This window comes from Mammaliicoccus sciuri (assembly GCF_002901825.1).
Taxonomy (GTDB): domain Bacteria; phylum Bacillota; class Bacilli; order Staphylococcales; family Staphylococcaceae; genus Mammaliicoccus; species Mammaliicoccus sciuri.
The window spans coordinates 406190-426146 of sequence record NZ_PPQD01000034.1 but is presented as its reverse complement, the minus strand read 5'-3'; the positions used below and the strand labels follow the sequence as shown (position 1 = coordinate 426146).

Here is a 19957-nt window from a genome sequence, read left to right as displayed (position 1 = left end):
TTCAGCTCCCAGACTCGCATATTATTATGGATATAATCGATTTAATAAACGTGGGAATGGTGCAGTTTCTCTAACGTGTTCTACGCCACTTAACCATGCTACTGTTCTTTCAAGTCCTAAGCCAAATCCACTATGTGGTACACTTCCGTATTTTCTTAAGTCAGTGTAGTAACTGTATGCTTCAGGATCTAAACCATGTTCATTAATTCTTTGATTAATTAAATCTAAATCACTAATTCTTTCAGAACCACCAATGATTTCTCCGTAACCTTCTGGTGCGATTAAATCTGCGCATAATACAGTGTCTGGATTTTCAGGGTTTGGTTCCATATAGAATGGTTTAATTTTTGTTGGATAATTAATGATAAATACTGGTTTATCATAATGGTTTGCAATTGCTGTTTCATGAGGAGAACCGAAATCGTCGCCCCACTCAATATCATCGAATCCTTCTTGATGTAAGAATGTAATGGCATCATCGTAAGTGATTCTTGGGAATGGTGTTGAAACTTGTTCTAACTTAGAAGTATCTCTTTCAAGAAGTTCTAATTCTAATTTACAATTTGCCAACACAGCTTTAACGATGTGGTGTACGTAATTTTCTTGAACTTCTAAGCTTTGGTCATGTTTCATAAATGCCATTTCGCCTTCGATCATCCAGAATTCAATTAAATGTCTTCTTGTTTTTGATTTTTCAGCTCTGAAAGTCGGACCGAAACTAAATACTCTATTATGCGCCATAGCTGCAGCTTCTAAGTATAATTGACCACTTTGAGATAAGAATGCATCTTCATCGAAATATTTCGTATGGAACAATTCACTAGTACCTTCAGGTGCACTACCTGTTAAAATTGGTGGATCAATTTTAGTGAATCCACTTTCGTTAAAGAACTCATATGTCGCACGAATAATTTCGTTTCTAATTTTCATAACGGCATGTTGACGTTTAGAACGTAACCATAAATGTCTGTGATCCATTAAGAATTCTGTACCATGATTTTTTGGTGTGATTGGATAATCATATGATTCTGAAATGACTTCTACACCACTTACTTGCATTTCATAGCCAAATTTAGAACGGTCATCTTCTGTAATTGTACCCGTAACATAAACAGATGTTTCTTGTGTTAATGATTTAGCTAATTGGAAGATGTCTTCTGATACTTCAGCTTTCACAACAACCCCTTGCATAAATCCTGTTCCGTCTCTTAATTGTAAAAATGCTATTTTCCCACTTGATCGCTTGTTTGCAATCCAAGCACCGATTGTCACTTCTTGATTGACATAATCTTTAGCTTGTTTAATCGTAATATTCATTATTATTTCTCCTATTCAAATAAATTACCTATAGTTATTTTATCAAATTATGCATACAACTGCTATCTGTTTGGATATTTTCTTAGTTTATCTTGGAATTTATTTAAATCGCCTTCAATAACAGGTATTTCACCTAAAGCATTTATGAAATATTTACTGTAATTACTATCTAGTATTCTTCTATCGAAACAAATTAATAAACCTTGGTCATGCTTGTTTCGAATTAATCGACCAATGCCTTGTCTGAACTTAGTTACTGCGTCTGGTAAGACAAAGTCTTTAAAGGGATTGTCAAATTCATCTTTCATTAAATGGTATCGTGGATCATCTTGATGTATAAATGGTAATTTCGTCATCATGACACATTTAATACCTGAAGATTGGTAATCAAACCCTTCAAAAAATGATAAAGTGCCAAGTAAAATGGTTTTATCAAATTGGTTAAACTGTTGTACGAGTTTATACACGTGTGAATGTTGTTGCTGCATCAATACGACATAATCATCAAATATTTCAAGTTCTTCCATATATCGGTATGCTTGATACAACATAGAATAATTCGTAAACAGTACTAAACATTTTTGATTGGTTTCACTAACAAATGTAGATAAATAACTAATAATCGTTTCAATATAGTCATCTTGTTGATGATATTGATAAGTTGGCATATTTTGCGGTACAAAACATGTTGCTTGATTTTTTAAGTCATAAATATCATTTAAATAATACGTGTTAAATTGAATGTCTTCAGGAAACATGGATTTAAATGATGTAAATGAATGATTAACGGTTAATGTTCCTGAAATGAAAATATTGCTATTGAATTGTTCAATAAACACTTCATTCAATAAATCTTTTACTTCTGCTTTTTTAACAAAGAGTGAAAGTGTAGATTTCTGAGAAATTTTCTTAATGGATACGAATGGCACTTGACCAGACTTAATCATGTTATAAATTTTAGTATATTGATGATAGATATAAATTAACTCTTTCTTGAATGCTTTTACATGTGCATGTGAGTATGATTTAAATCTAGATAATATTTGGTTGATTGTACTAATTTGTCGTTTAAATATTTCAGATATATTCGCGACATCAATATCATAGAAGTAATGTATTTGTTTGTCATCTTCATGAGATTCTTGATGCTTATCTGAAATTTGAGCCATTAAATCATCAAATAGTTGTTCGTTTTGTTCATGCAGTAAATCAATATCACGCTTCAATTGATAAATATCAATTGGTTCAATTGGGTATTGCTCTATGACTCTTCTATTTTCTAATTTATCTAATCGTTTAAATAATTTTTCTTGCTCATTTTTACCTAATAAACCGAGATGATATTTAATATGTTGGTAACTTAAATCATCTGTCACTTGGTTAAGTGCGTAATCTTGAATGCGGTGTGCTTCATCAACAATAATATGTTTGAACAATTGATATACCGTATCTTCTGTACTATGCTGTAACAAGTGTGCATGATTCGTAATACCAATTTCTACATGTTGTGCACTTTCTTTAATAAATTGATAGTAATGTATATCATTCTTAAACGGTACATAAGTCGTGCGTTTTTGTTCAAAGAAGACTTTTTGACCGCCTTTAAGATGGAGCTCTTCAATGTCACCTGTTTCAGTTTCAAGAATCCATACAAGCAACTGCATTTTTAAAATTGTCGCTTCATAGTTGTCTGTATCATCTTGTAATATATTCAAGATTAAACCTAGCGAAATATAATGATCTTTACTTTTAATAATCATTGCTTTTAAGTCTAAATCTAATGCATTTAAGACTTTATTAAATTCTTGTTCTAAAAGTTGATTTTGAAGTAACTTCGTATGTGTTGAAACGAGAATGTGCTCACCTGTCTCTAAATAATACAATAATGCAGCGAGCACAAAGCTCATTGATTTCCCGCTTCCAAGTGGTGCTTCAATCAAAGCATTCTCATTATGCATTAAAGAATCAAACAATTGCTGAACGAGTTGATATTGTTCTTTACGATAATCGAAGTTAAATGTTTTAAGTATTCTATCATAAGCTTCATCAAGCGTAATGGATGTTCGATCGCTTGAATGACGTATAGGCATTTGCTTTAAATAATGGATGTTCTGGTACTTTTTAATATTGCGATTATGCGTTTCAGAACCTTGATGTGTTCTTACAAGTTCAAATAGAACGTCTTTTAAATCATGCTTTAACGATTTAGATAAATAATAAAGTTGTTTAATGGTATCAATCGGAAGACTATTTATTTTTTTTATGGCTTTAATTAACAATAGTGCAGTTGCTTTAGCATCCTCATAAGCACTATGCGCTTGGTTTAAATCAACTTGTAACGATTGACTTAATTCACTTAACTGATAACTTTCTTCGTTTGGAAATGCGATTTTAAACAATTCCATCGTATCAATAGTTAATTTAGGTTCAAATTGTATTTGATGCTTTTCGAAATGGGATTTGAGAAAGTTTAAATCAAATAGAACATTATGCGCGACAAATACACAATCTTTCAACAAGTTAAATAAAGATTGACTAATCTCTTCGAAGTATGGAGCTTCTTCTAAGTCTAATTCATTTATATTGGTTAAGGCTTGGATGAAAGATGGAATTTCCAAATCCGTTTTCACATATGAATGATATGTATCGATAATTTGGTTATTTTCTATAAATGTTATCCCAATTTGTATAATTTCATCATATTGAATTTGGTTTCCAGTTGTTTCTAAATCTACAACAGCGTATCTTTGCGCCATATTATCTCTCCTATATTTCGATATCTGCACTCATAAATTGGTGTAATTGACCATCATCAGATATCACGGTTAAGAACCCATTATCTTGTATATCAATTGCTCGACCAAATACTTGTTTTTTACCTTCTGTATAAGTTAATTTTTTGTCCCAAATCATACTTTTAGTTTTATATAACTCTTTGATTTCACTGAATGGTAATTCTAAAAATTGATTGTACCTCAGTTCAATGGCTTCAATTAATAATTTTAAAAATTGATAAGGTTCTATTGATTGTTCGTTTTCTATTTTTAAGCTTGTCGCACGCGATTGACCAGCATGATCGAAATCTTCTTGTGTTTGGTTTAAATTAATACCAATTCCACAAATAATCGCATTGACGCTATCCGTATCTGCAATCATTTCTGTTAAAAAGCCACAAACTTTTTTATCGCCTATATAAATATCATTTGGCCATTTAATTTTACTTTGAATGTCATAATGCTGTTCCATAACTTCTTGAATTGCAAGACTTATAAAGAGATTAAAAGTCGACATTCTTTGAATTGGTATATCTGGGCGTAATACAACTGACATCCAAAGCCCTTTACTTTTAAGAGATGACCATTCTCTTTGGAAACGCCCTCTTCCATTTGTTTGTTCATCACTCAAAACAATAAAGTCTTGATCAATCTCATTAACACGAGACTTGGCTAACAATTGTGTTGAATCCACTTGTGTTTGAACAATAGCGAGATTCAATATACTTTGATCTTGAAGTGTAATATTCACAATGTCTTCTTGCCAAGTTAAAGGGATTTCTGAGATTTTATACCCTTTATTAGAAATAGACTCAATTTCAAAGCCTTCTTTTCTCAATTGATCGATGACTTTTTTAACTGTTACACGTGAACAATTTAACGTTTCAGCTATATGTTGTCCTGACAAATATTCATTATTTTGATATAAATATTTAATAATTTCATGTTTATATTTTGACATTCTCTCGCACCCATTCTATTAAATCATTTTCTGTGTTATATACTTTATGGTTAATGACAGCTTGTTCAACTTTATTTAAAATATCTTTAATCCATGGTCCACCTTTTTTATTAAATGTAGCCATCAATATTTGACCGTTAATTTGTAATTCTGATTTATCATATATAGGTAGTTTATCATATATTTCATCAATTACACGGTCATTCATAATTGTAGGATGTATAGAGATATTCAGTTGTGCATTATGCTCGGAAATAAAGTGAATGATTTCTTTCATTTTATCGCGATGATACGTATATACGAGATGAATCATATCTTGCTTTGAAATGTTATTTTCAGAAAGTGATATCAATAATTGATGGTATGATGAGATATCGCGCTTTTCTTGATTACTGATTTTCAAACTGTTCAAGCTTGTTAAATCTAATTCGTATAAATAACATAATGCAGCAACCCATAAATTGAAATGGGCATGTTCTGGCATGAAGATATTAGTTTGGTTGATTTCTTTGAAAAAAGGTATACATTTAAATATTTCTAGTTCATGAGCGGTCTTTTTTGTATCATGAATATATTTACCTTGAATCATTTTTTTAAGTTCAACAACAATTCTTTCAATTGCGATGGCATTTAAAGAATGTGCTGTTTGATGCATGGCATCTTTAGTATCGTGATCAAGTGCAAAGCCAGTCTGTGCTTGGAATCTTACACCTCTCATAATACGTAATGCGTCTTCTTCCATTCGATCAATAGGTGTTCCGACTGCTTTTATGATTTTGGATTGTATATCGTTTAGCCCGTTGAAATAATCGTGAAGTTGATAAGACTTATCCATAGCGATAGCATTCATTGTGAAATCTCTTCTTGCTACGTCTTCATATAAATCCGTTACAAATTGAACAGATGCTGGCCGTCTATGATCAACATAATCCCCGTCTTTTCTAAATGTTGTGACTTCAAACTGTTGATTTTCACCCATTACAATCATCGTGCCGTGCTCTTTGCCTATTGGTAAAGTCTTATCAAATAATTGTTCAACTTCATCAGGTAAAGCACTCGTTGTGATATCAACGTCTGAAATTTCTTTCTCCATTAAATAGTCTCTTACAGAACCACCGACAAAATATGCTTGATGTCCATTACATTCAAGTGTTTCAATTATCCATTTCGCATCTTCAAATACTTGATATTCACGCATATTATTCTCCTAACATATCGTTGTAGCAAGCTTCGTATTGATCTGCAATCACTTTAGATGAGAATCTTTCACGAACATCTTGAATCATAGCACTTTGCATTTTGTGATAAAGTTCTGAATCTGTTAATAATTTAACCGCATATTCACTCGCTTTATCCGTATCACCGACGTCAACCGTATAACCTGTTTCACCGTTTTTAATGACTTCTTTAATACCACCTGCATTAGTACCAATCGGCACGACACCTGTAAGCATAGCTTCAAGCAATACAAGTCCAAAGCTTTCTTTTTCACTTAATAACAACGTTAAATCAGACATTTGATAGAAGATATTCACTTCATCTTGTTTACCTAAAAATAGAACTTGGTCTTCAATATTAAGTTGTTTAATTTGTTCTCTTGCCACTTGTAATTCAGGACCATCACCTATCAGTAATAATTTAGATTTAATTTGTTTGTTAACTTTGTAGAAAGTATCAACGACATCTGGTACGCGTTTAACTTTTCTAAAGTTTGATACAAATGTGATGACTTTTTCATCTTCTTCTATACCATAACGGCTTCTTAAATCTGTATTATAAATTTGTGGGAAACTTTCTTCCTGCACAAAATTGTATATTGTTTTGATTTCTTTATCAGGTTCTATAATGTCGTATGTTTCTTGTTTAAGACTATCACTGACACTTGTCACAACGTCACTCTTTTCAATACCGAATCGAATGGCACTTTGTAATGATGTATCATAACCTAATACTGTAATATCTGTTCCATGCAGAGTCGTCATGATTTTGACATCTTTTCCGGATATTTGGCGCGCTAAAATACCACAAATCGCATGCGGAACGGCATAGTGCATATGTAATATATCCAAGTCGTAATCGTTAATGACGTCTGCAATTTTTGCACTTAATGTAATATCATATGGTGGATATTGGAATACAGAATATTGATTTACGTCAACTTGATGAAATGTTACGTTTGGAACAGGCTCTCTCATTCTAAAAGGCATATTAGAAGTAATAAAGTGGATTTCATGACCTCTTTTTGCCATTTCCAAACCAAGCTCAGTTGCAACAATACCTGAGCCCCCCATTGATGGATAACAAGTTATACCGATTTTCATATTAATCCTCCATTATGACTTATTTACGTTCAAATCTATCTTTATCTCTTACATTGAATTTATTCATTGTATCTTGGAAACTTTTATTTAAATCTATATCTAAAGAATTTGCTAAACAAATTAAGACGAATAAATTATCACCTAATTCAGCTTCTATTGTATTGTCTTCTTCTGTTGGTTTCTTTTTCTTTTCACCATGACTATGATTAATTTCTCTAGCTAGTTCTCCAACTTCTTCTGTTAATCTTGCTAAATTTGCTAAAGGCGAAAAATAACCTGTTTTAAACTGAGAAATATATTGATCAACTTCATGTTGCATCTCTTTCATGTCCATAAAACTTCCTCCTCACCTATCTTTTATATCTCTATATAAAAGAACTCACATAATAAAATTATATATGATAATCATGCATAATGACAACGTAATAAGCTTATAAGTACAAACCTCATAAATATTTATAAAATAAAAAATACCAACAAAGTCTAAAGACTTTATTGGTATTAAAATGATTTCATTAATTGTTACGTGCCATCAGAATAAATCTTGCTAATTCAGCTACGGCTACAGCTGTTGCTGCAACGTATGTCATAGCAGCTGCAGATAATACTTTTTTAGCATGTCTATATTCTTGTTGGTTAACGATATTTAATTTTTCAATTTGTCGCATTGCCCGTTTACTTGCATCGAATTCAACTGGTAATGTGATGATCGAGAATAATACAGCGAATGACATAAATACAATACCAACCCATAATAATGTTGTACCGAATGTACTACTCATTGCTGTTAATACGATACCAGCTAAAATGATAATGTATGATAACGAACTTCCTAAATTAGCAAGCGGTAAAAGCGCTGATCTAAATTTAAGGAAACCATATCCTTGAGCATGTTGAATAGCATGTCCTACTTCATGTGCTGCAATTGCTGTCCCCGCAACACTTGGTTGTTGATAGTTTGCAGGTGATAATACGACACGTTTCTTAGTTGGATCAAAATGATCTGATAAGAATCCTTCACCTTGTAACACTTCTACATCATGAATTCCATTTGCAGCTAAAATTTCTTCTGCAACTTGTTTACCCGTCTTCCCACTTGTTGAACGTACTCTTGAGTATTTATTGTAAGTTGATTTTACTCTAAATTGGAAGTACATAGGGACAATCATAATGATAATAAAATATATGATATATGAAAACAAATAACTTCCTCCTTTTTATCCCTGTTATTTATTATATTACGGAGTGACGGCTCTTACGTCAAATATTTTGAACGTAATTTGATGTTTTTTTGGAAATATAGTAATAACAGAAAAGCAATAACGCTTAGCCAAAAAGCAAAGTATCCTATATGTGATTCATATTGGCTTAACATACTATAAACGGGATATTGATGATACACGTAATCAATAACATCATTGTGAAATACCCAAATCATTGTTACAACAATATGCCACTTTTTAATATTGAATAAAGGATAGAACATCAATGCTTGTATAGCCATGATACCGTGTGAAGTCATGAGCATAATGGCCATTGGAACAAGTTGATCGTAATGAATCATTACAAATATATTCATAATAACCGCCCATACACCATATTTAATTAATGTAATAAATGCTAAACATTCAAACAACCCTAAATGTTTATTGAAATAGATTGCAGCAATCGCAATCACTAAGAATAAAGTTGCTGTTGGACTATCGGGTATAAATGGCCAAAAGTACCATTTGCTATCAAGTAATTGACTGCCATACCATATGTATCCGTAAATGGTGCCGAGAAGATTTGCAATAAATAGCGTAATGAGAATAGATTTCTGGCCCATTACATATCTCCAAAATTCCATTTTATTACTCCTTTGAAAAGAGCCCAGGGCACGTCATATGCCCCAGGCTCAAATTTAATTATTTTTTCAATTCTTTACCGTTTGCATCTGTTTCATGTAAATTAGAAACGTATTTAGCAACTTTGTCAATTTCATCTTTAGAAAGGGTGTCTTTAAAGCTAGGCATTTTACCTGCACCATTTTCTACGAATCCTTTAACGCCATCTTTAGGTAATTTCGATTCAACTAGGTTTGGACCTTGTCCACCCGTTAACTCACCACCGTGACAACTTGTACAGTTTGACTTAATGATGTCAGTATAAACTGGGTCTGACTTGTCTAAGTTAGAGAAGACGATTTCACCTTGTTTAGCTTGTTGTTTCCAATCATGGTAATAACTTGATTCCCATGTTGTATAGAATAAGATTGCAATTGCGATTAACATAAATCCAGAAGCAAATGGTCTCTTTGTCCATTTACGTTCAGGGCCTCTATCTAACCAAGGTGCTAATAATAAAGCACCGAATGCGATACCTGGTAAGATAATTGCTCCGAATGTGTTATAAGGACCAGATGCGAATGAATATTTAAGTATTTGATATAAGAATAAGAAATACCAGTCTGGTAATGGTGTATAACCAGTATCAGATGGATCTGCCACACGTTCAAGTGGCGATGGATGAGCGACTGTTAAACATAAATAAGCGATTAAGAATACCGCACCAGTCATCCATTCTTTTAATAGAAAGTCAGGCCAGAAACTTTCTGTACGACCTGGAAATTCTGAATAATCTCGATTTAATTTCGGTTTGTCGTATGACTTTATTCTTGAATCACCAACAAACTTCATCCCTTTACCGCGATGCATGTCGCATGACCTCCTTTTTCATTTATTCACGTTAATTTTATAGTGGACCTGAAATACCTTGTTTTCTGATCATTATAAAGTGTGCTGCTAGTAACGCGAATAGTGCAGCTGGTAGGAAGAATACATGTATCGCAAAGAAACGAGTTAGAGTTTGTGCACCAACTATCTCTGCATCCCCTGCTAGTAATGTCTTAACCCACGGCCCAATGATAGGAACAGATTCTGCAATTTGTAAACCTACTTTTGTTGCGAATAGTGCTTTCATATCCCATGGTAATAAATAACCAGTAAAACTTAATCCAAGCATTACGAAGAATATTAATACACCGACAACCCAGTTTAATTCTCTAGGTTGTTTATAAGATCCTGTAAAGAATACACGAAGTGTATGTAAAAACATCATTACTACTACTAAACTTGCTCCCCAATGGTGCATACCACGTACGATAACACCAGCAGCTACATCGTGTTGTAGATAGTAAACTGATTTCCATGCATTAACGATATCTGGAACATAGTACATCGTTAAAAACATGCCTGATAAAACTTGTATAACTGTAATGAAAAACGTTAGACCACCAAAACAATAAACGAAAGCTGAAAAGTGATAAGCAGGGTTAACATGCTCTGGCACCTCATGATCAGCAATATCTCGCCAAATTGGTGTAATATCAAGTCTGTCATCGACCCAATCATAGATTTTATCTATCATTGTTAATCCCTCCTTATTTAGCTAATTCGTTCTCGTGCTTTTTACCGATTTGAATAATGCCACCTTTAACTTTTACTTCGTATTGATCAAGTGGTGCTAATGGCGGCGTACCTGGAATATTCTTACCGTTCTTTTCATAACGACCGTTATGACATGGACAATAGAATTGATTAGGATTTGATTTATCGCCATTCCACTGTACTGTACATCCTAAATGTTTACAGACTGGTGATAATGCTACGATTTCATTTCCGTCTTTGTATACCCAAGCAAATTCTGTAACTTCACTTGTGTACCAAGCATCTTCTTGCTCGAATTTAAAGTCCACTTTAATAGGCTCTTTACCAAGTTCTGACTCCTTTACGCCTGTAGCAATCAAATCGCCTTGTGCATCAGCTTTGAATACAGGATCAAGCGCAAATCTACCCATAGGTAAAATCATACCAGCAGCCATAAATGACCCAACACCCATCAATGAATAGTTTAAAAATTGGCGTCGTGTGACACGTTGGCTCATTTAGATTCCCCCCTCTATTAATCGTTCTTTTATAACTAGGACAACTTAATTTTAGCCTATTATTTCAAGACGGTCAACGCTTTGTCACAATTTAAATGTTTATTTATTAACCTTTTATCTAGGAATTTTCAAAAAAATGAAAAGGCTTTATTATGAAGGAGAAAATATAGCATAAAAACTGTGAAAATAACCCTGTTTTCCACATAGAAAGGACAAATGTGTTTTTGTAATAAAAAACCGTAACAAATCTTAACTCAATAAGATTTGTTACGGTTATTATGATGTGAAGTTATCTAGAAGTTGGTTATTATCGCACGAAGACTACGAGATATCGTGCAGCTACCTATTATTTATTCCAGGTTCTAATGATAAACTTCATAAATTGTTTAACTTCATCTTCAATGAGTGTGCGTTTCATATCATCGTCTAAGTCACCCATTGGAATCGTGTTTACTTTATACAATTCGTGATCGTCGTTCAGTTCTACTTGATCACTACTTAAAATAATTATATTGTTCAAGCCATAATCTTTTAAACTTTGAATAAAAGATACGACGTGATCGTACTGGTTACCACTTGTGAAAAATGTTGGTGTAAGTAGTAATCTACCTTTAAACTGTTTTTCTGCTAACATGCCAACAAGTTGAACTGTTTCATTTTGGTCGCATGATGTTAATAATTGATGATTCATATCAATATTTGATACAGGTATGATGGCTGTATCGATATATTCTAAGTTGTTTTTTAATTCTTTTAAGTCAACATGATTAAATAACATTATCGATGTTCCTCCAACTCATTAATGAATTGTAATATTTTAGACATTTCTATAAACATGTCTTGATCGTTATTATCTAAAGATTTATCTATTTCATTACTGATGAGTTTACGCCAATGTTCTAGTCCGTGTGTATTGTTATTATTTAAAGCACGAATATCTTTATCATCTCCATAATAATCAACAAGCATTTGTAACAACAACAACTTATTCAGTCGATCATCATTTCTGTTCAAATATAAAAGTACATTTAAATGCGTATTATCCAGTCTGATATCGTGGAAGATTTGACGACCATCTTCTATACAGAAACGATCTTTGCAATAAAGTAAAGGCAGTTGTTTAGATTGCTCGGTACTAATGGACAGTATGCGTTCATCTGAAAATTCATTGACGAATGAAATGTTAGATAAATATTTAGGGCTACTTTTTAATAAATTTAATATCCATACACTTTCAGCAATTTTAAAATCGTATTGATATAGAATATATTCAATAAATCGCTGTTTTTCATAATTTAACCATGTATGATTCATAATTAACCCTACTTATAATAATCTTTCGTATTCTTGGTCCCAATATGGATTTTCAGGATCAAGTTTGCGAACAGATTCTAATATATTTTTAGCGTTATCGACATGACCGATTTCAATTAAGTAATGGTAATAGTCGTTTAAGAAATCAATATTTTGTGTTAAATCTGGATATGCTAATTCGTAGAAGTGTTGAGCTTCTTTATCTCTTTCTTCTTCACCGAATGCATATGCAACATGCCAAGCTACTACAGGGTCTATATCTTCATGATCAACATACGTTAATAAATTAATAAGACCTGTTATATTATCTTTTTCTCGATAATAATCAGCAAGTATAATGGCAGCTTCAGTATAAGAAGGATCAACTGTTAATGCATCTTGTAACAGAATTGCACCATGCTCATCATTTGTTGTTAACATCAGTCTAGCAGTATCTGTCATAAGTTCTTTATAATATGCGTTTAAACGAAGCCCTTCTTTACCAATTTCTATTGCTTTTTCATAATCTTTTTCTGATTCATAAATTTGCAATAAGTAATGGTAAGCTTGCATAAAGTCTGGGTCTTTTTGTAATAACTTTTCAAGTTGCTTTATCGCTTCTCTTGTTAAGTCATTTTTTTGATAACTAATTGCTTGTTTGAAATAATCTTCAGCTGTCATATCCATTTCAGATACATTTTCATAATATTTGATTGCTTCTTCGTATGCACCACTTTGTAAACTTGCGTCTGCCATACGTGCATAAATCGAAATACCATTAATAATATCTTCACCAGTTTGTGTGATTGTTTCATAGTTAGAAATTGCTTTTAAATATTGACCATCATAATAGTACATTTCAGCTAAAGCGAATGTAATGACAATATCATCTGGTTCCATTTCTTTTGCTTCAATCAATTTCTCAATTCCTACTTCGAATAAGCCTTGTTGTTGGTATAAATCAGCCTCAAGCATTAACTTCTCTGTAGAATGTGGGCTGTTATACAATACTTCATGCGCTTTATCTAAGTCGTTTTGGTCAATTAGCCCTTCTATATAATAAACAAGCAATTCATTTTCATCTGGATAAAGTAAATAAAGTTCTTCGAATATTTTAACGCCTTGATCGACAATACCGTATTTGTATAATGTTTCGCCTAACATAAATAATGCGTCGTGATCGTCAGATTGTAGAACTCTGTTTACTTTCTCATCTAAATGTTCGATATTCTTCATGTGAATATCGTCAATTACTTTATATACATCTTCCATGTTAAAGGACTCCTTCTATTCATTTATTAGAGATTTAAGTTCTTTAAATGCATCTAATACTTCTTCTTTAGAAACGGATTCAATTGTAAATGAAGCTTCACCATTTTGTAAAACCATTTGAATCGTTTGTCCAATATTCTTTTTATCTTTTTTCATATATTCAAAAATTTGTTCAATATCAGCATGATTTAAGATGTTTAATGGGTAACCTAATTCTTTTAAATAATTAATGAACAGATGAACACTTGATGTGTTATCGTACATATTTCTATTTTTATTTATCACTTTCTGGAAAAGAATACCGATCATTACAGCTTCACCGTGAGCAATTTTTGTTAAGTATTCTAGACCGTGTCCAAAAGTGTGTCCTAAATTTAAATGTTTACGTACGCCACCTTCAAATTCATCTTCAATTACAATTTTTAATTTAGTTTCGATGCCCATTTTTAAATAATCTTCTATATTTTTCAATTGCGCTAATTCTTTTATAGAAGGATAAACATCCATTAAATGAAGTGTGTCAGCTTCACTATTTAAAATGGCATGTTTAAATATTTCACCATACCCACTACGTATTTCAATATGTGGCAATGTTTCTAGGAAATTTATATCATATATAACAGCACGTGGTCTATGAAATGCACCGATTAAATTTTTACCGACCGATGCATTAATGCCCACTTTTCCACCGATTGCTGAATCGTGTGCTAAAAGTGTTGTAGGAACTTGTATAAAATCAATGCCACGTAACAAAGTTGCAGCTAGAAAACCAACAAAGTCTCCGGTTGCACCACCACCGATAGCGATGAGTTGAGATTGTCTTGTGATATTCATTGATAATAGCTTTTCGCTTAGCGATTCAAAATATGACATTTGCTTACAAGCTTCACCACTCATAACTGTTAAAAATTTAATATCTTGGTCTTGAAGATGCGACTTAATATATTCTTTATGAAATCTATAAACATCTTGGTCAATTAATACAATATTTTGTTCATCTGCTTTAAGATATTGATTAAGTTCAGCTAGTGCGTTCTGCTTTAATATTATCGGATAGTTGTTGTTAGTATATGTTGTTTCAAAAATCATTTCATCACCTAGAAGTTTAAGTTCCAATTACGATGATTCTTGATAGCTTCTTGTAATTGGTCAATGTGATTAGATTGGTATTCTTCAGTTAAAGCTTTTGCAACTTCAAATGCGATAACATTTTCACAAACAACACTTGCAGCAGGAACAGCACAACTATCTGATCTTTCAATTGTCGCTTTAAAGCTATCTTTAGAATCAATATCTACAGAGTTTAATGGTTTATATAATGTTGGTATTGGCTTCATAACACCATTGATGACGATTGGCATTCCATTTGACATTCCGCCTTCAAGTCCACCTAAGTGATTAGATAAACGATGGTATCCAATTTCACTATCGTAAGCAATCTCGTCTTGTATTTCACTACCTGGTTTTTCAGCAGCTTTAAAGCCTTCACCGAAACTAACACCTTTAAATGCATTAATACTTACGACTGCTTGAGCTAAACGACCATCAAGTTTGCGGTCATAATGAACATAACTTCCAATTCCAGCAGGCATATTTTCAACGACTACTTCTACGATACCACCGATTGAATCACCGTCTTTTTTAGCTTCATCAATACGATTTCTCATTTTTTCAGCTACTTCATCATTAATACAACGTACGTCATTATGATCAATATTTTGTTTGACTTCTTCAAGTGTATATTCATAATCGTCTTTAACGCCACCAATTTCAATAACTCTTGAATAAATTTCAATGTCTAAAGCTTTTAATAAAATTTTAGAAACTGCACCGACAGCAACTCTTGCAGCTGTTTCACGAGCAGAAGAACGTTCAAGTACATTTCTTAAATCTCTATGATTATATTTCATACCACCAACTAAATCGGCATGGCCAGGTCTAGGTTTAGTGATAACTCTTTTCATATTTTCTAATTCTTCTTCAGTTAATGGGTCAGCGCCCATAATTTTTCTCCAATGTTTAAAATCATCATTCTTAACGATGAGTGTAATAGGGCTACCTAATGTATAACCATGTCTCACACCTGAAACGATTTCTACAGAATCTTTTTCAATTTGCATACGACGACCGCGTCCATATCCACCTTGACGTTTAAACATTTCTTCATTAATCTCGTTTACGTCAATTTTCAAGTTTGCTGGTACACCTTCTATAATGACAGTTAGTTGTGGTCCATGTGATTCACCAGATGTTAAGTAACGCATATTATCTCTCCCTACTGTTAATTAAATATAAAATTAATCATATCATATTTAGCGCGTTAAATTAACAAAAACAGACGAATAGTTTAATAAAGTTTTAGATTTTTTTGATTTTAAATAAGTATGAATTTTATGTTGTTTAGAGCATGTCGGTTATGGTGTAAAAATAAGGGTGCCGTTATAAGTATGTTGGTTGTGAGGTGGTAATACTGGATGCCGTTATTAGCAGATTTGGCAAGAAGTGCAAATAAGGAGACCAGTAATTACAATTCTCAGTAGTTTTGTAACTAAGGCTGTCCATAGTAACACTTCGGCCGAGTTTTGTAACTATGACGGTCCATAGTAACACTTCAGCTGAGTTTTGTAACTAAGGCTGTCCATAGTAACATTTCAGCCGAGTTTTGTAATTAAGGCGGTCCATAGTAACACTTCAGCCGAGTTTTGTAACTAAGGCTGTCCATAGTAACACTTCGGCCAATTTTTGTAACCAACAACCCCCGTTATGAACAAGTATAGCCAGAAGTACTCATAACGCACGCGAATTCCAATCACCGCCCCGAGAATACCCGTCAACAATCCGCGAACCCATGCGAATTTCAGCCAATACCCCACAATACGAACTTCCACATTTATAAAAAAAGTAGTTCAACAAATTCTCGTTGAACTACTTCTCTATTGTATTTATTTTTCGTAAACCCAATTTTCATTGTTTAATTTATAATCATTTAGTTCTGATTGATCAAACCAGAGACCAATTTCACGTTCTGCTGATTCGTTTGAATCTGATCCATGAATAATGTTTCTGCCTAAGTCGATACCATAATCCCCTCTTATTGTACCTGGCGCTGCTTTAGTAGGGTTTGTTTCACCAACAAGTGTTCTTGTTACTTCTACTACATTCTTACCTTCTACTACCATTGCAAATACTGGTCCTGATGTAATAAAGCTTACTAAATCATTGAAGAAAGGTTTCTCAACATGTTCAGCATAATGTTCTTTAGCTAATTCTTCATTAGCTTGGAATAATTTAGCTGCAACTAATTTCAAGCCTTTTCTTTCTAATCGTGAAACGACTTCACCGATTAAGTTTCTTTGTACTGCATCAGGTTTAATCATTAAAAAAGTTCTTTCCATTGCGTAATCCCTACCTTTGTTTTATGTAAATCCAAGATAAGTTTATCATTGACTACGCATACTTGCAAGCGCTTTCTAGTGGTTTCTATCTCTTATTTTCACAATTATTTCCAATAGCATTTTTTTCCCTGATTCATTATTTAATGTATCAATTAAATTTTCTGCTTTTTGTAAATAATGGTTACTCACTTCTTTAGATTTTTGTAATTCTGGTGACGCAATAATTTCTTGTACTAATCTGTCAAATACCTCTGAAGGACTATCAGGTTGTAGTTCATTAATGCTTGCTTTAAAATCTATTGAATTTTTCATTCTTAATAAGACTGGTAAAGTTAAATGTCCGTTTCTTAAATCAGATCCAACTGGTTTACCGAGTTTCTTTTCAGTACTCGTAAAATCTAGGATGTCATCTACTATTTGATAACTCATACCAATATAATATCCAATTTTAGTTAACTTGTTCACAGTTTCATCATCTGCACGTGCAGCGTACGCACCTAATTCTGTAGACAGTGAAATAAGCAGTGCGGTCTTACGTTTAATTCTGCGTAGATAATTTGTTATTGATTGATTGGAAACGAATTGATCTTCGAATTGAAATAGTTCTCCACGACATACTTCGATAATACCATTTGCTAGTTGTTCATGAAGCTTTGGATGTTCTATTTGACTAACTGCATTTAAAGATTGTGATAATAAATAATTACCTGTAATAACTGCAGTTTGCACATCCCACTTCTTTGCTATAGTTGGCTTACCTCTTCTTTTGTCACTTTTATCAATGACATCATCATGAACTAAACTGGCCATATGTATAAGCTCTAATGTAGTTGCTACAGTGATTACATCTCTTGAATAATGCTCACCAAATTGACTTGCAATTAAAGTGAATAATGGTCGTATACGTTTACCACCAGAAGTTAATAAATATTGGCAAGCTTCGTTTATAGTGTTTTGTTCACTATTTATATAACTATTCAATTGTTTTTCTATTTCTTTTACTTCTTTATTTATATGAATTTTAGTTTTGTCATACATGTAATCACCTTGTTATTTAGGTTTGTAAGCTAAATGCATTGCTGAAACGCCGCCAGTGAAGCTTTTTACTTTAATTCTTTCGTAACCAACATCAGCAAACATTTCTGCTAATTCTTTTTTGCCAGGAAAGTTTCCAGCAGATTCTTGTAACCAGTTGTATTCTTGTAAAGATTTAGCAAAAATCTTACCAAATAGTGGCATGATATTTTTGAAATAAAATCTATATAATTGTTTGAATACTGGCATTGTTGGTTGACTTGTTTCTAAACAAACAACCATACCACCTGGTTTAACGACTCTTTTAAGTTCACTTAAGACATGTTTATAATCGGGTACGTTTCGTAAGCCGAATCCGATCGTTACATAATCAAATTCATTATCTTCGAATGGTAAGTTCATAGCATCACCATGAATTAAATGAATATTTGCCATGTTGTCTGTTTTCTTCTTACCGACTTCTAGCATATTCTCACTAAAATCGATACCTACTACTTCACCATATGGTCCAACTGCGTGACTTAATTGAATAGTCCAATCTGCAGTTCCACAGCAAACATCTAAAGCTTTAGAACCTGGCTTAACATCCATTTGTTTCATTGTATATTTACGCCATCTTTTATGTTGCTCAAAGCTGATGATATTATTTAATGTATCATATTTACCTGATATATTTTGGAAAACTTCATGTACGTGTTCTGATTTCGATTTATTATCCACTAGTTATTCATTCCTTTAAGTTTAAAAATGTAGTTATTCATTAATAATAATATGCATAAATTTGATCTTTCAAAGTTTCTTTATCCATATTAATTTTGTAGTAATCAATCAATGTTGTAATAAAGATTGATTCTATTTCTTTTATAATAGCTGTATCTTGATTTATTTTATCATGAGCCAACGTTTGTTTTAATTCATTTTGTTTACTAATTGCTTGAGTCATAATATCTAAAAATACGAGGTCTTTATTTAATGTAGCACATTTATAAAAATATGCACTAACAAGATCACCTATTAAGATATCTTGATTAGAAACAGTTGGTTCGCCTATTCTATTTAAAAAGCGCATTGAGGCATCAATAGATAATGTAGCTAATTTAGCATTAGTATCGATGTTCATTTCATCTAATACGTCAGCTATGACTGGGTTAACTACAGGTACATTACTATTCTCTACACCTTTTAACAAATTAGAAATATCTTTTTTATAAATTTTTTCAATTTTATCCATCTTATCACCTCAACAATATCACCTATATATCTTAACACTAAGTTAAATGAATTGAAAATGCATATATTCATTTCATATAAAGAAATAAGACAAATAAAAAAAGCCCTTAAAAAGGGCTTTGATACAATCAATTATTTAACTGCATCTTTTAATGCTTTACCTGCTTTAAAAGCTGGAACTTTGCTTGCAGGGATATCAATTTCTTTACCAGTTTGTGGGTTACGTCCTTTACGAGCAGCTCTTTCGCGTACTTCAAAGTTACCGAAACCAATTAATTGTACTTTTTCACCGTCAGATAAAGATTTTTGAATTGATTCGAACACTGCATCTACAGCAAGACCAGCTTCTTTTTTAGTTAAATTAGCTTTTTCACTTACTGAGTTGATTAATTCTGTTTTGTTCATTTCAATTTCACCTCCCAAAAGGTTATCTA

21 protein-coding genes are annotated in these 19957 nt (G+C 32.5%); all 21 read right to left on the bottom strand.

What is annotated here, in order from left to right; all coding sequences use genetic code 11:
* Positions 1-24: 24 nt before the first annotated feature.
* The 21 genes from asnS to CD035_RS13470 all read right to left on the bottom strand — a co-directional run bounded on the left by asnS (position 25) and on the right by CD035_RS13470 (position 19928).
* On the bottom strand, positions 25-1317 hold the full coding sequence (gene asnS, locus CD035_RS13570) for an asparagine--tRNA ligase (RefSeq protein WP_048539790.1): 1293 nt from the start codon (positions 1315-1317) through the stop codon (positions 25-27).
* Positions 1318-1379: 62 nt separating this feature from the next.
* Positions 1380-4073 carry a helicase C-terminal domain-containing protein gene (locus CD035_RS13565; protein ID WP_048539789.1) on the bottom strand — a complete coding sequence of 898 codons (2694 nt, stop codon included), beginning with the start codon at positions 4071-4073 and terminating at the stop codon, positions 1380-1382.
* Between the two features lie 10 nt (positions 4074-4083).
* Complete coding sequence (locus CD035_RS13560) at positions 4084-5052, bottom strand: biotin--[acetyl-CoA-carboxylase] ligase (RefSeq protein ID WP_048539788.1); 969 nt, start codon at positions 5050-5052, stop codon at positions 4084-4086.
* Positions 5039-6250: a CCA tRNA nucleotidyltransferase gene (locus CD035_RS13555; RefSeq protein ID WP_048539787.1), complete on the bottom strand. Its 1212-nt coding sequence runs from the start codon at positions 6248-6250 to the stop codon at positions 5039-5041. The genes CD035_RS13560 and CD035_RS13555 overlap by 14 nt, the downstream gene beginning before the upstream one ends.
* 1 nt (position 6251) lies before the next feature.
* Positions 6252-7373 (bottom strand): N-acetyl-alpha-D-glucosaminyl L-malate synthase BshA, encoded by a 1122-nt coding sequence (gene bshA / locus CD035_RS13550; RefSeq protein ID WP_048539786.1) that lies wholly within the window; start codon positions 7371-7373, stop codon positions 6252-6254.
* A 19-nt stretch (positions 7374-7392) separates the two neighbouring features.
* On the bottom strand, positions 7393-7707 hold the full coding sequence (locus CD035_RS13545) for a nucleotide pyrophosphohydrolase (RefSeq protein WP_048539785.1): 315 nt from the start codon (positions 7705-7707) through the stop codon (positions 7393-7395).
* 181 nt (positions 7708-7888) lie between these two features.
* Complete coding sequence (locus CD035_RS13540) at positions 7889-8575, bottom strand: zinc metallopeptidase (RefSeq protein ID WP_037588148.1); 687 nt, start codon at positions 8573-8575, stop codon at positions 7889-7891.
* 53 nt (positions 8576-8628) lie between these two features.
* Entirely contained in the window at positions 8629-9222 is a 594-nt protein-coding gene (locus CD035_RS13535; RefSeq protein ID WP_048539784.1) for a DUF1405 domain-containing protein, read from the bottom strand.
* A 58-nt stretch (positions 9223-9280) separates the two neighbouring features.
* The gene (locus CD035_RS13530; RefSeq protein WP_048539783.1) at positions 9281-10069 is read right to left on the bottom strand and encodes a menaquinol-cytochrome c reductase cytochrome b/c subunit; all 789 of its coding nucleotides are present in this window, start codon (positions 10067-10069) and stop codon (positions 9281-9283) included.
* Positions 10070-10106: 37 nt separating this feature from the next.
* Positions 10107-10781: a menaquinol-cytochrome c reductase cytochrome b subunit gene (gene qcrB / locus CD035_RS13525; protein WP_016912349.1), complete on the bottom strand. Its 675-nt coding sequence runs from the start codon at positions 10779-10781 to the stop codon at positions 10107-10109.
* 13 nt (positions 10782-10794) lie between these two features.
* The gene (locus CD035_RS13520) at positions 10795-11298 is read right to left on the bottom strand and encodes a ubiquinol-cytochrome c reductase iron-sulfur subunit (RefSeq protein WP_037588153.1); all 504 of its coding nucleotides are present in this window, start codon (positions 11296-11298) and stop codon (positions 10795-10797) included.
* A 346-nt stretch (positions 11299-11644) separates the two neighbouring features.
* Positions 11645-12076 (bottom strand): DUF2487 family protein, encoded by a 432-nt coding sequence (locus tag CD035_RS13515; RefSeq protein WP_048539782.1) that lies wholly within the window; start codon positions 12074-12076, stop codon positions 11645-11647.
* Positions 12076-12612: a YpiB family protein gene (locus tag CD035_RS13510; RefSeq protein WP_048539781.1), complete on the bottom strand. Its 537-nt coding sequence runs from the start codon at positions 12610-12612 to the stop codon at positions 12076-12078. Before CD035_RS13510 ends, CD035_RS13515 begins: the two co-directional genes overlap by 1 nt.
* A 12-nt stretch (positions 12613-12624) precedes the next feature.
* Positions 12625-13863, bottom strand: a complete 1239-nt coding sequence (locus CD035_RS13505) for a tetratricopeptide repeat protein (RefSeq protein WP_025905474.1) — start codon at positions 13861-13863, stop codon at positions 12625-12627.
* Positions 13864-13878: 15 nt separating this feature from the next.
* On the bottom strand, positions 13879-14952 hold the full coding sequence (gene aroB / locus CD035_RS13500) for a 3-dehydroquinate synthase (protein ID WP_048539820.1): 1074 nt from the start codon (positions 14950-14952) through the stop codon (positions 13879-13881).
* Positions 14953-14960: 8 nt separating this feature from the next.
* Positions 14961-16127: a chorismate synthase gene (aroC, locus tag CD035_RS13495; protein ID WP_048539780.1), complete on the bottom strand. Its 1167-nt coding sequence runs from the start codon at positions 16125-16127 to the stop codon at positions 14961-14963.
* A gap of 678 nt (positions 16128-16805) precedes the next feature.
* On the bottom strand, positions 16806-17258 hold the full coding sequence (ndk, locus tag CD035_RS13490; protein WP_025907103.1) for a nucleoside-diphosphate kinase: 453 nt from the start codon (positions 17256-17258) through the stop codon (positions 16806-16808).
* A 75-nt stretch (positions 17259-17333) separates the two neighbouring features.
* Positions 17334-18296, bottom strand: coding sequence for a polyprenyl synthetase family protein (locus CD035_RS13485; protein WP_048539779.1), 963 nt, complete (start codon positions 18294-18296; stop codon positions 17334-17336).
* A gap of 12 nt (positions 18297-18308) precedes the next feature.
* Complete coding sequence (locus CD035_RS13480; RefSeq protein ID WP_048539778.1) at positions 18309-19013, bottom strand: demethylmenaquinone methyltransferase; 705 nt, start codon at positions 19011-19013, stop codon at positions 18309-18311.
* Between the two features lie 40 nt (positions 19014-19053).
* Complete coding sequence (locus tag CD035_RS13475; RefSeq protein WP_048539777.1) at positions 19054-19524, bottom strand: hypothetical protein; 471 nt, start codon at positions 19522-19524, stop codon at positions 19054-19056.
* A gap of 131 nt (positions 19525-19655) precedes the next feature.
* Positions 19656-19928 carry an HU family DNA-binding protein gene (locus CD035_RS13470; protein ID WP_016912122.1) on the bottom strand — a complete coding sequence of 91 codons (273 nt, stop codon included), beginning with the start codon at positions 19926-19928 and terminating at the stop codon, positions 19656-19658.
* Positions 19929-19957 lie beyond the last annotated feature (29 nt).

What these genes read in the sequence shown, in the direction of transcription:
- asnS (WP_048539790.1), bottom strand. Translation starts at nt 1,317, where the DNA reads ATGAATATTACGATTAAACAAGCTAAAGATTATGTCAATCAAGAAGTG.
- CD035_RS13565 (WP_048539789.1), bottom strand. Translation starts at nt 4,073, where the DNA reads ATGGCGCAAAGATACGCTGTTGTAGATTTAGAAACAACTGGAAACCAA.
- CD035_RS13560 (WP_048539788.1), bottom strand. Translation starts at nt 5,052, where the DNA reads ATGTCAAAATATAAACATGAAATTATTAAATATTTATATCAAAATAAT.
- CD035_RS13555 (WP_048539787.1), bottom strand. Translation starts at nt 6,250, where the DNA reads ATGCGTGAATATCAAGTATTTGAAGATGCGAAATGGATAATTGAAACA.
- bshA (WP_048539786.1), bottom strand. Translation starts at nt 7,373, where the DNA reads ATGAAAATCGGTATAACTTGTTATCCATCAATGGGGGGCTCAGGTATT.
- CD035_RS13545 (WP_048539785.1), bottom strand. Translation starts at nt 7,707, where the DNA reads ATGGACATGAAAGAGATGCAACATGAAGTTGATCAATATATTTCTCAG.
- CD035_RS13535 (WP_048539784.1), bottom strand. Translation starts at nt 9,222, where the DNA reads ATGGAATTTTGGAGATATGTAATGGGCCAGAAATCTATTCTCATTACG.
- CD035_RS13530 (WP_048539783.1), bottom strand. Translation starts at nt 10,069, where the DNA reads ATGCATCGCGGTAAAGGGATGAAGTTTGTTGGTGATTCAAGAATAAAG.
- qcrB (WP_016912349.1), bottom strand. Translation starts at nt 10,781, where the DNA reads ATGATAGATAAAATCTATGATTGGGTCGATGACAGACTTGATATTACA.
- CD035_RS13520 (WP_037588153.1), bottom strand. Translation starts at nt 11,298, where the DNA reads ATGAGCCAACGTGTCACACGACGCCAATTTTTAAACTATTCATTGATG.
- CD035_RS13515 (WP_048539782.1), bottom strand. Translation starts at nt 12,076, where the DNA reads ATGTTATTTAATCATGTTGACTTAAAAGAATTAAAAAACAACTTAGAA.
- CD035_RS13510 (WP_048539781.1), bottom strand. Translation starts at nt 12,612, where the DNA reads ATGAATCATACATGGTTAAATTATGAAAAACAGCGATTTATTGAATAT.
- CD035_RS13505 (WP_025905474.1), bottom strand. Translation starts at nt 13,863, where the DNA reads ATGGAAGATGTATATAAAGTAATTGACGATATTCACATGAAGAATATC.
- aroB (WP_048539820.1), bottom strand. Translation starts at nt 14,952, where the DNA reads ATGATTTTTGAAACAACATATACTAACAACAACTATCCGATAATATTA.
- aroC (WP_048539780.1), bottom strand. Translation starts at nt 16,127, where the DNA reads ATGCGTTACTTAACATCTGGTGAATCACATGGACCACAACTAACTGTC.
- ndk (WP_025907103.1), bottom strand. Translation starts at nt 17,258, where the DNA reads ATGGAAAGAACTTTTTTAATGATTAAACCTGATGCAGTACAAAGAAAC.
- CD035_RS13485 (WP_048539779.1), bottom strand. Translation starts at nt 18,296, where the DNA reads ATGTATGACAAAACTAAAATTCATATAAATAAAGAAGTAAAAGAAATA.
- CD035_RS13475 (WP_048539777.1), bottom strand. Translation starts at nt 19,524, where the DNA reads ATGGATAAAATTGAAAAAATTTATAAAAAAGATATTTCTAATTTGTTA.
- CD035_RS13470 (WP_016912122.1), bottom strand. Translation starts at nt 19,928, where the DNA reads ATGAACAAAACAGAATTAATCAACTCAGTAAGTGAAAAAGCTAATTTA.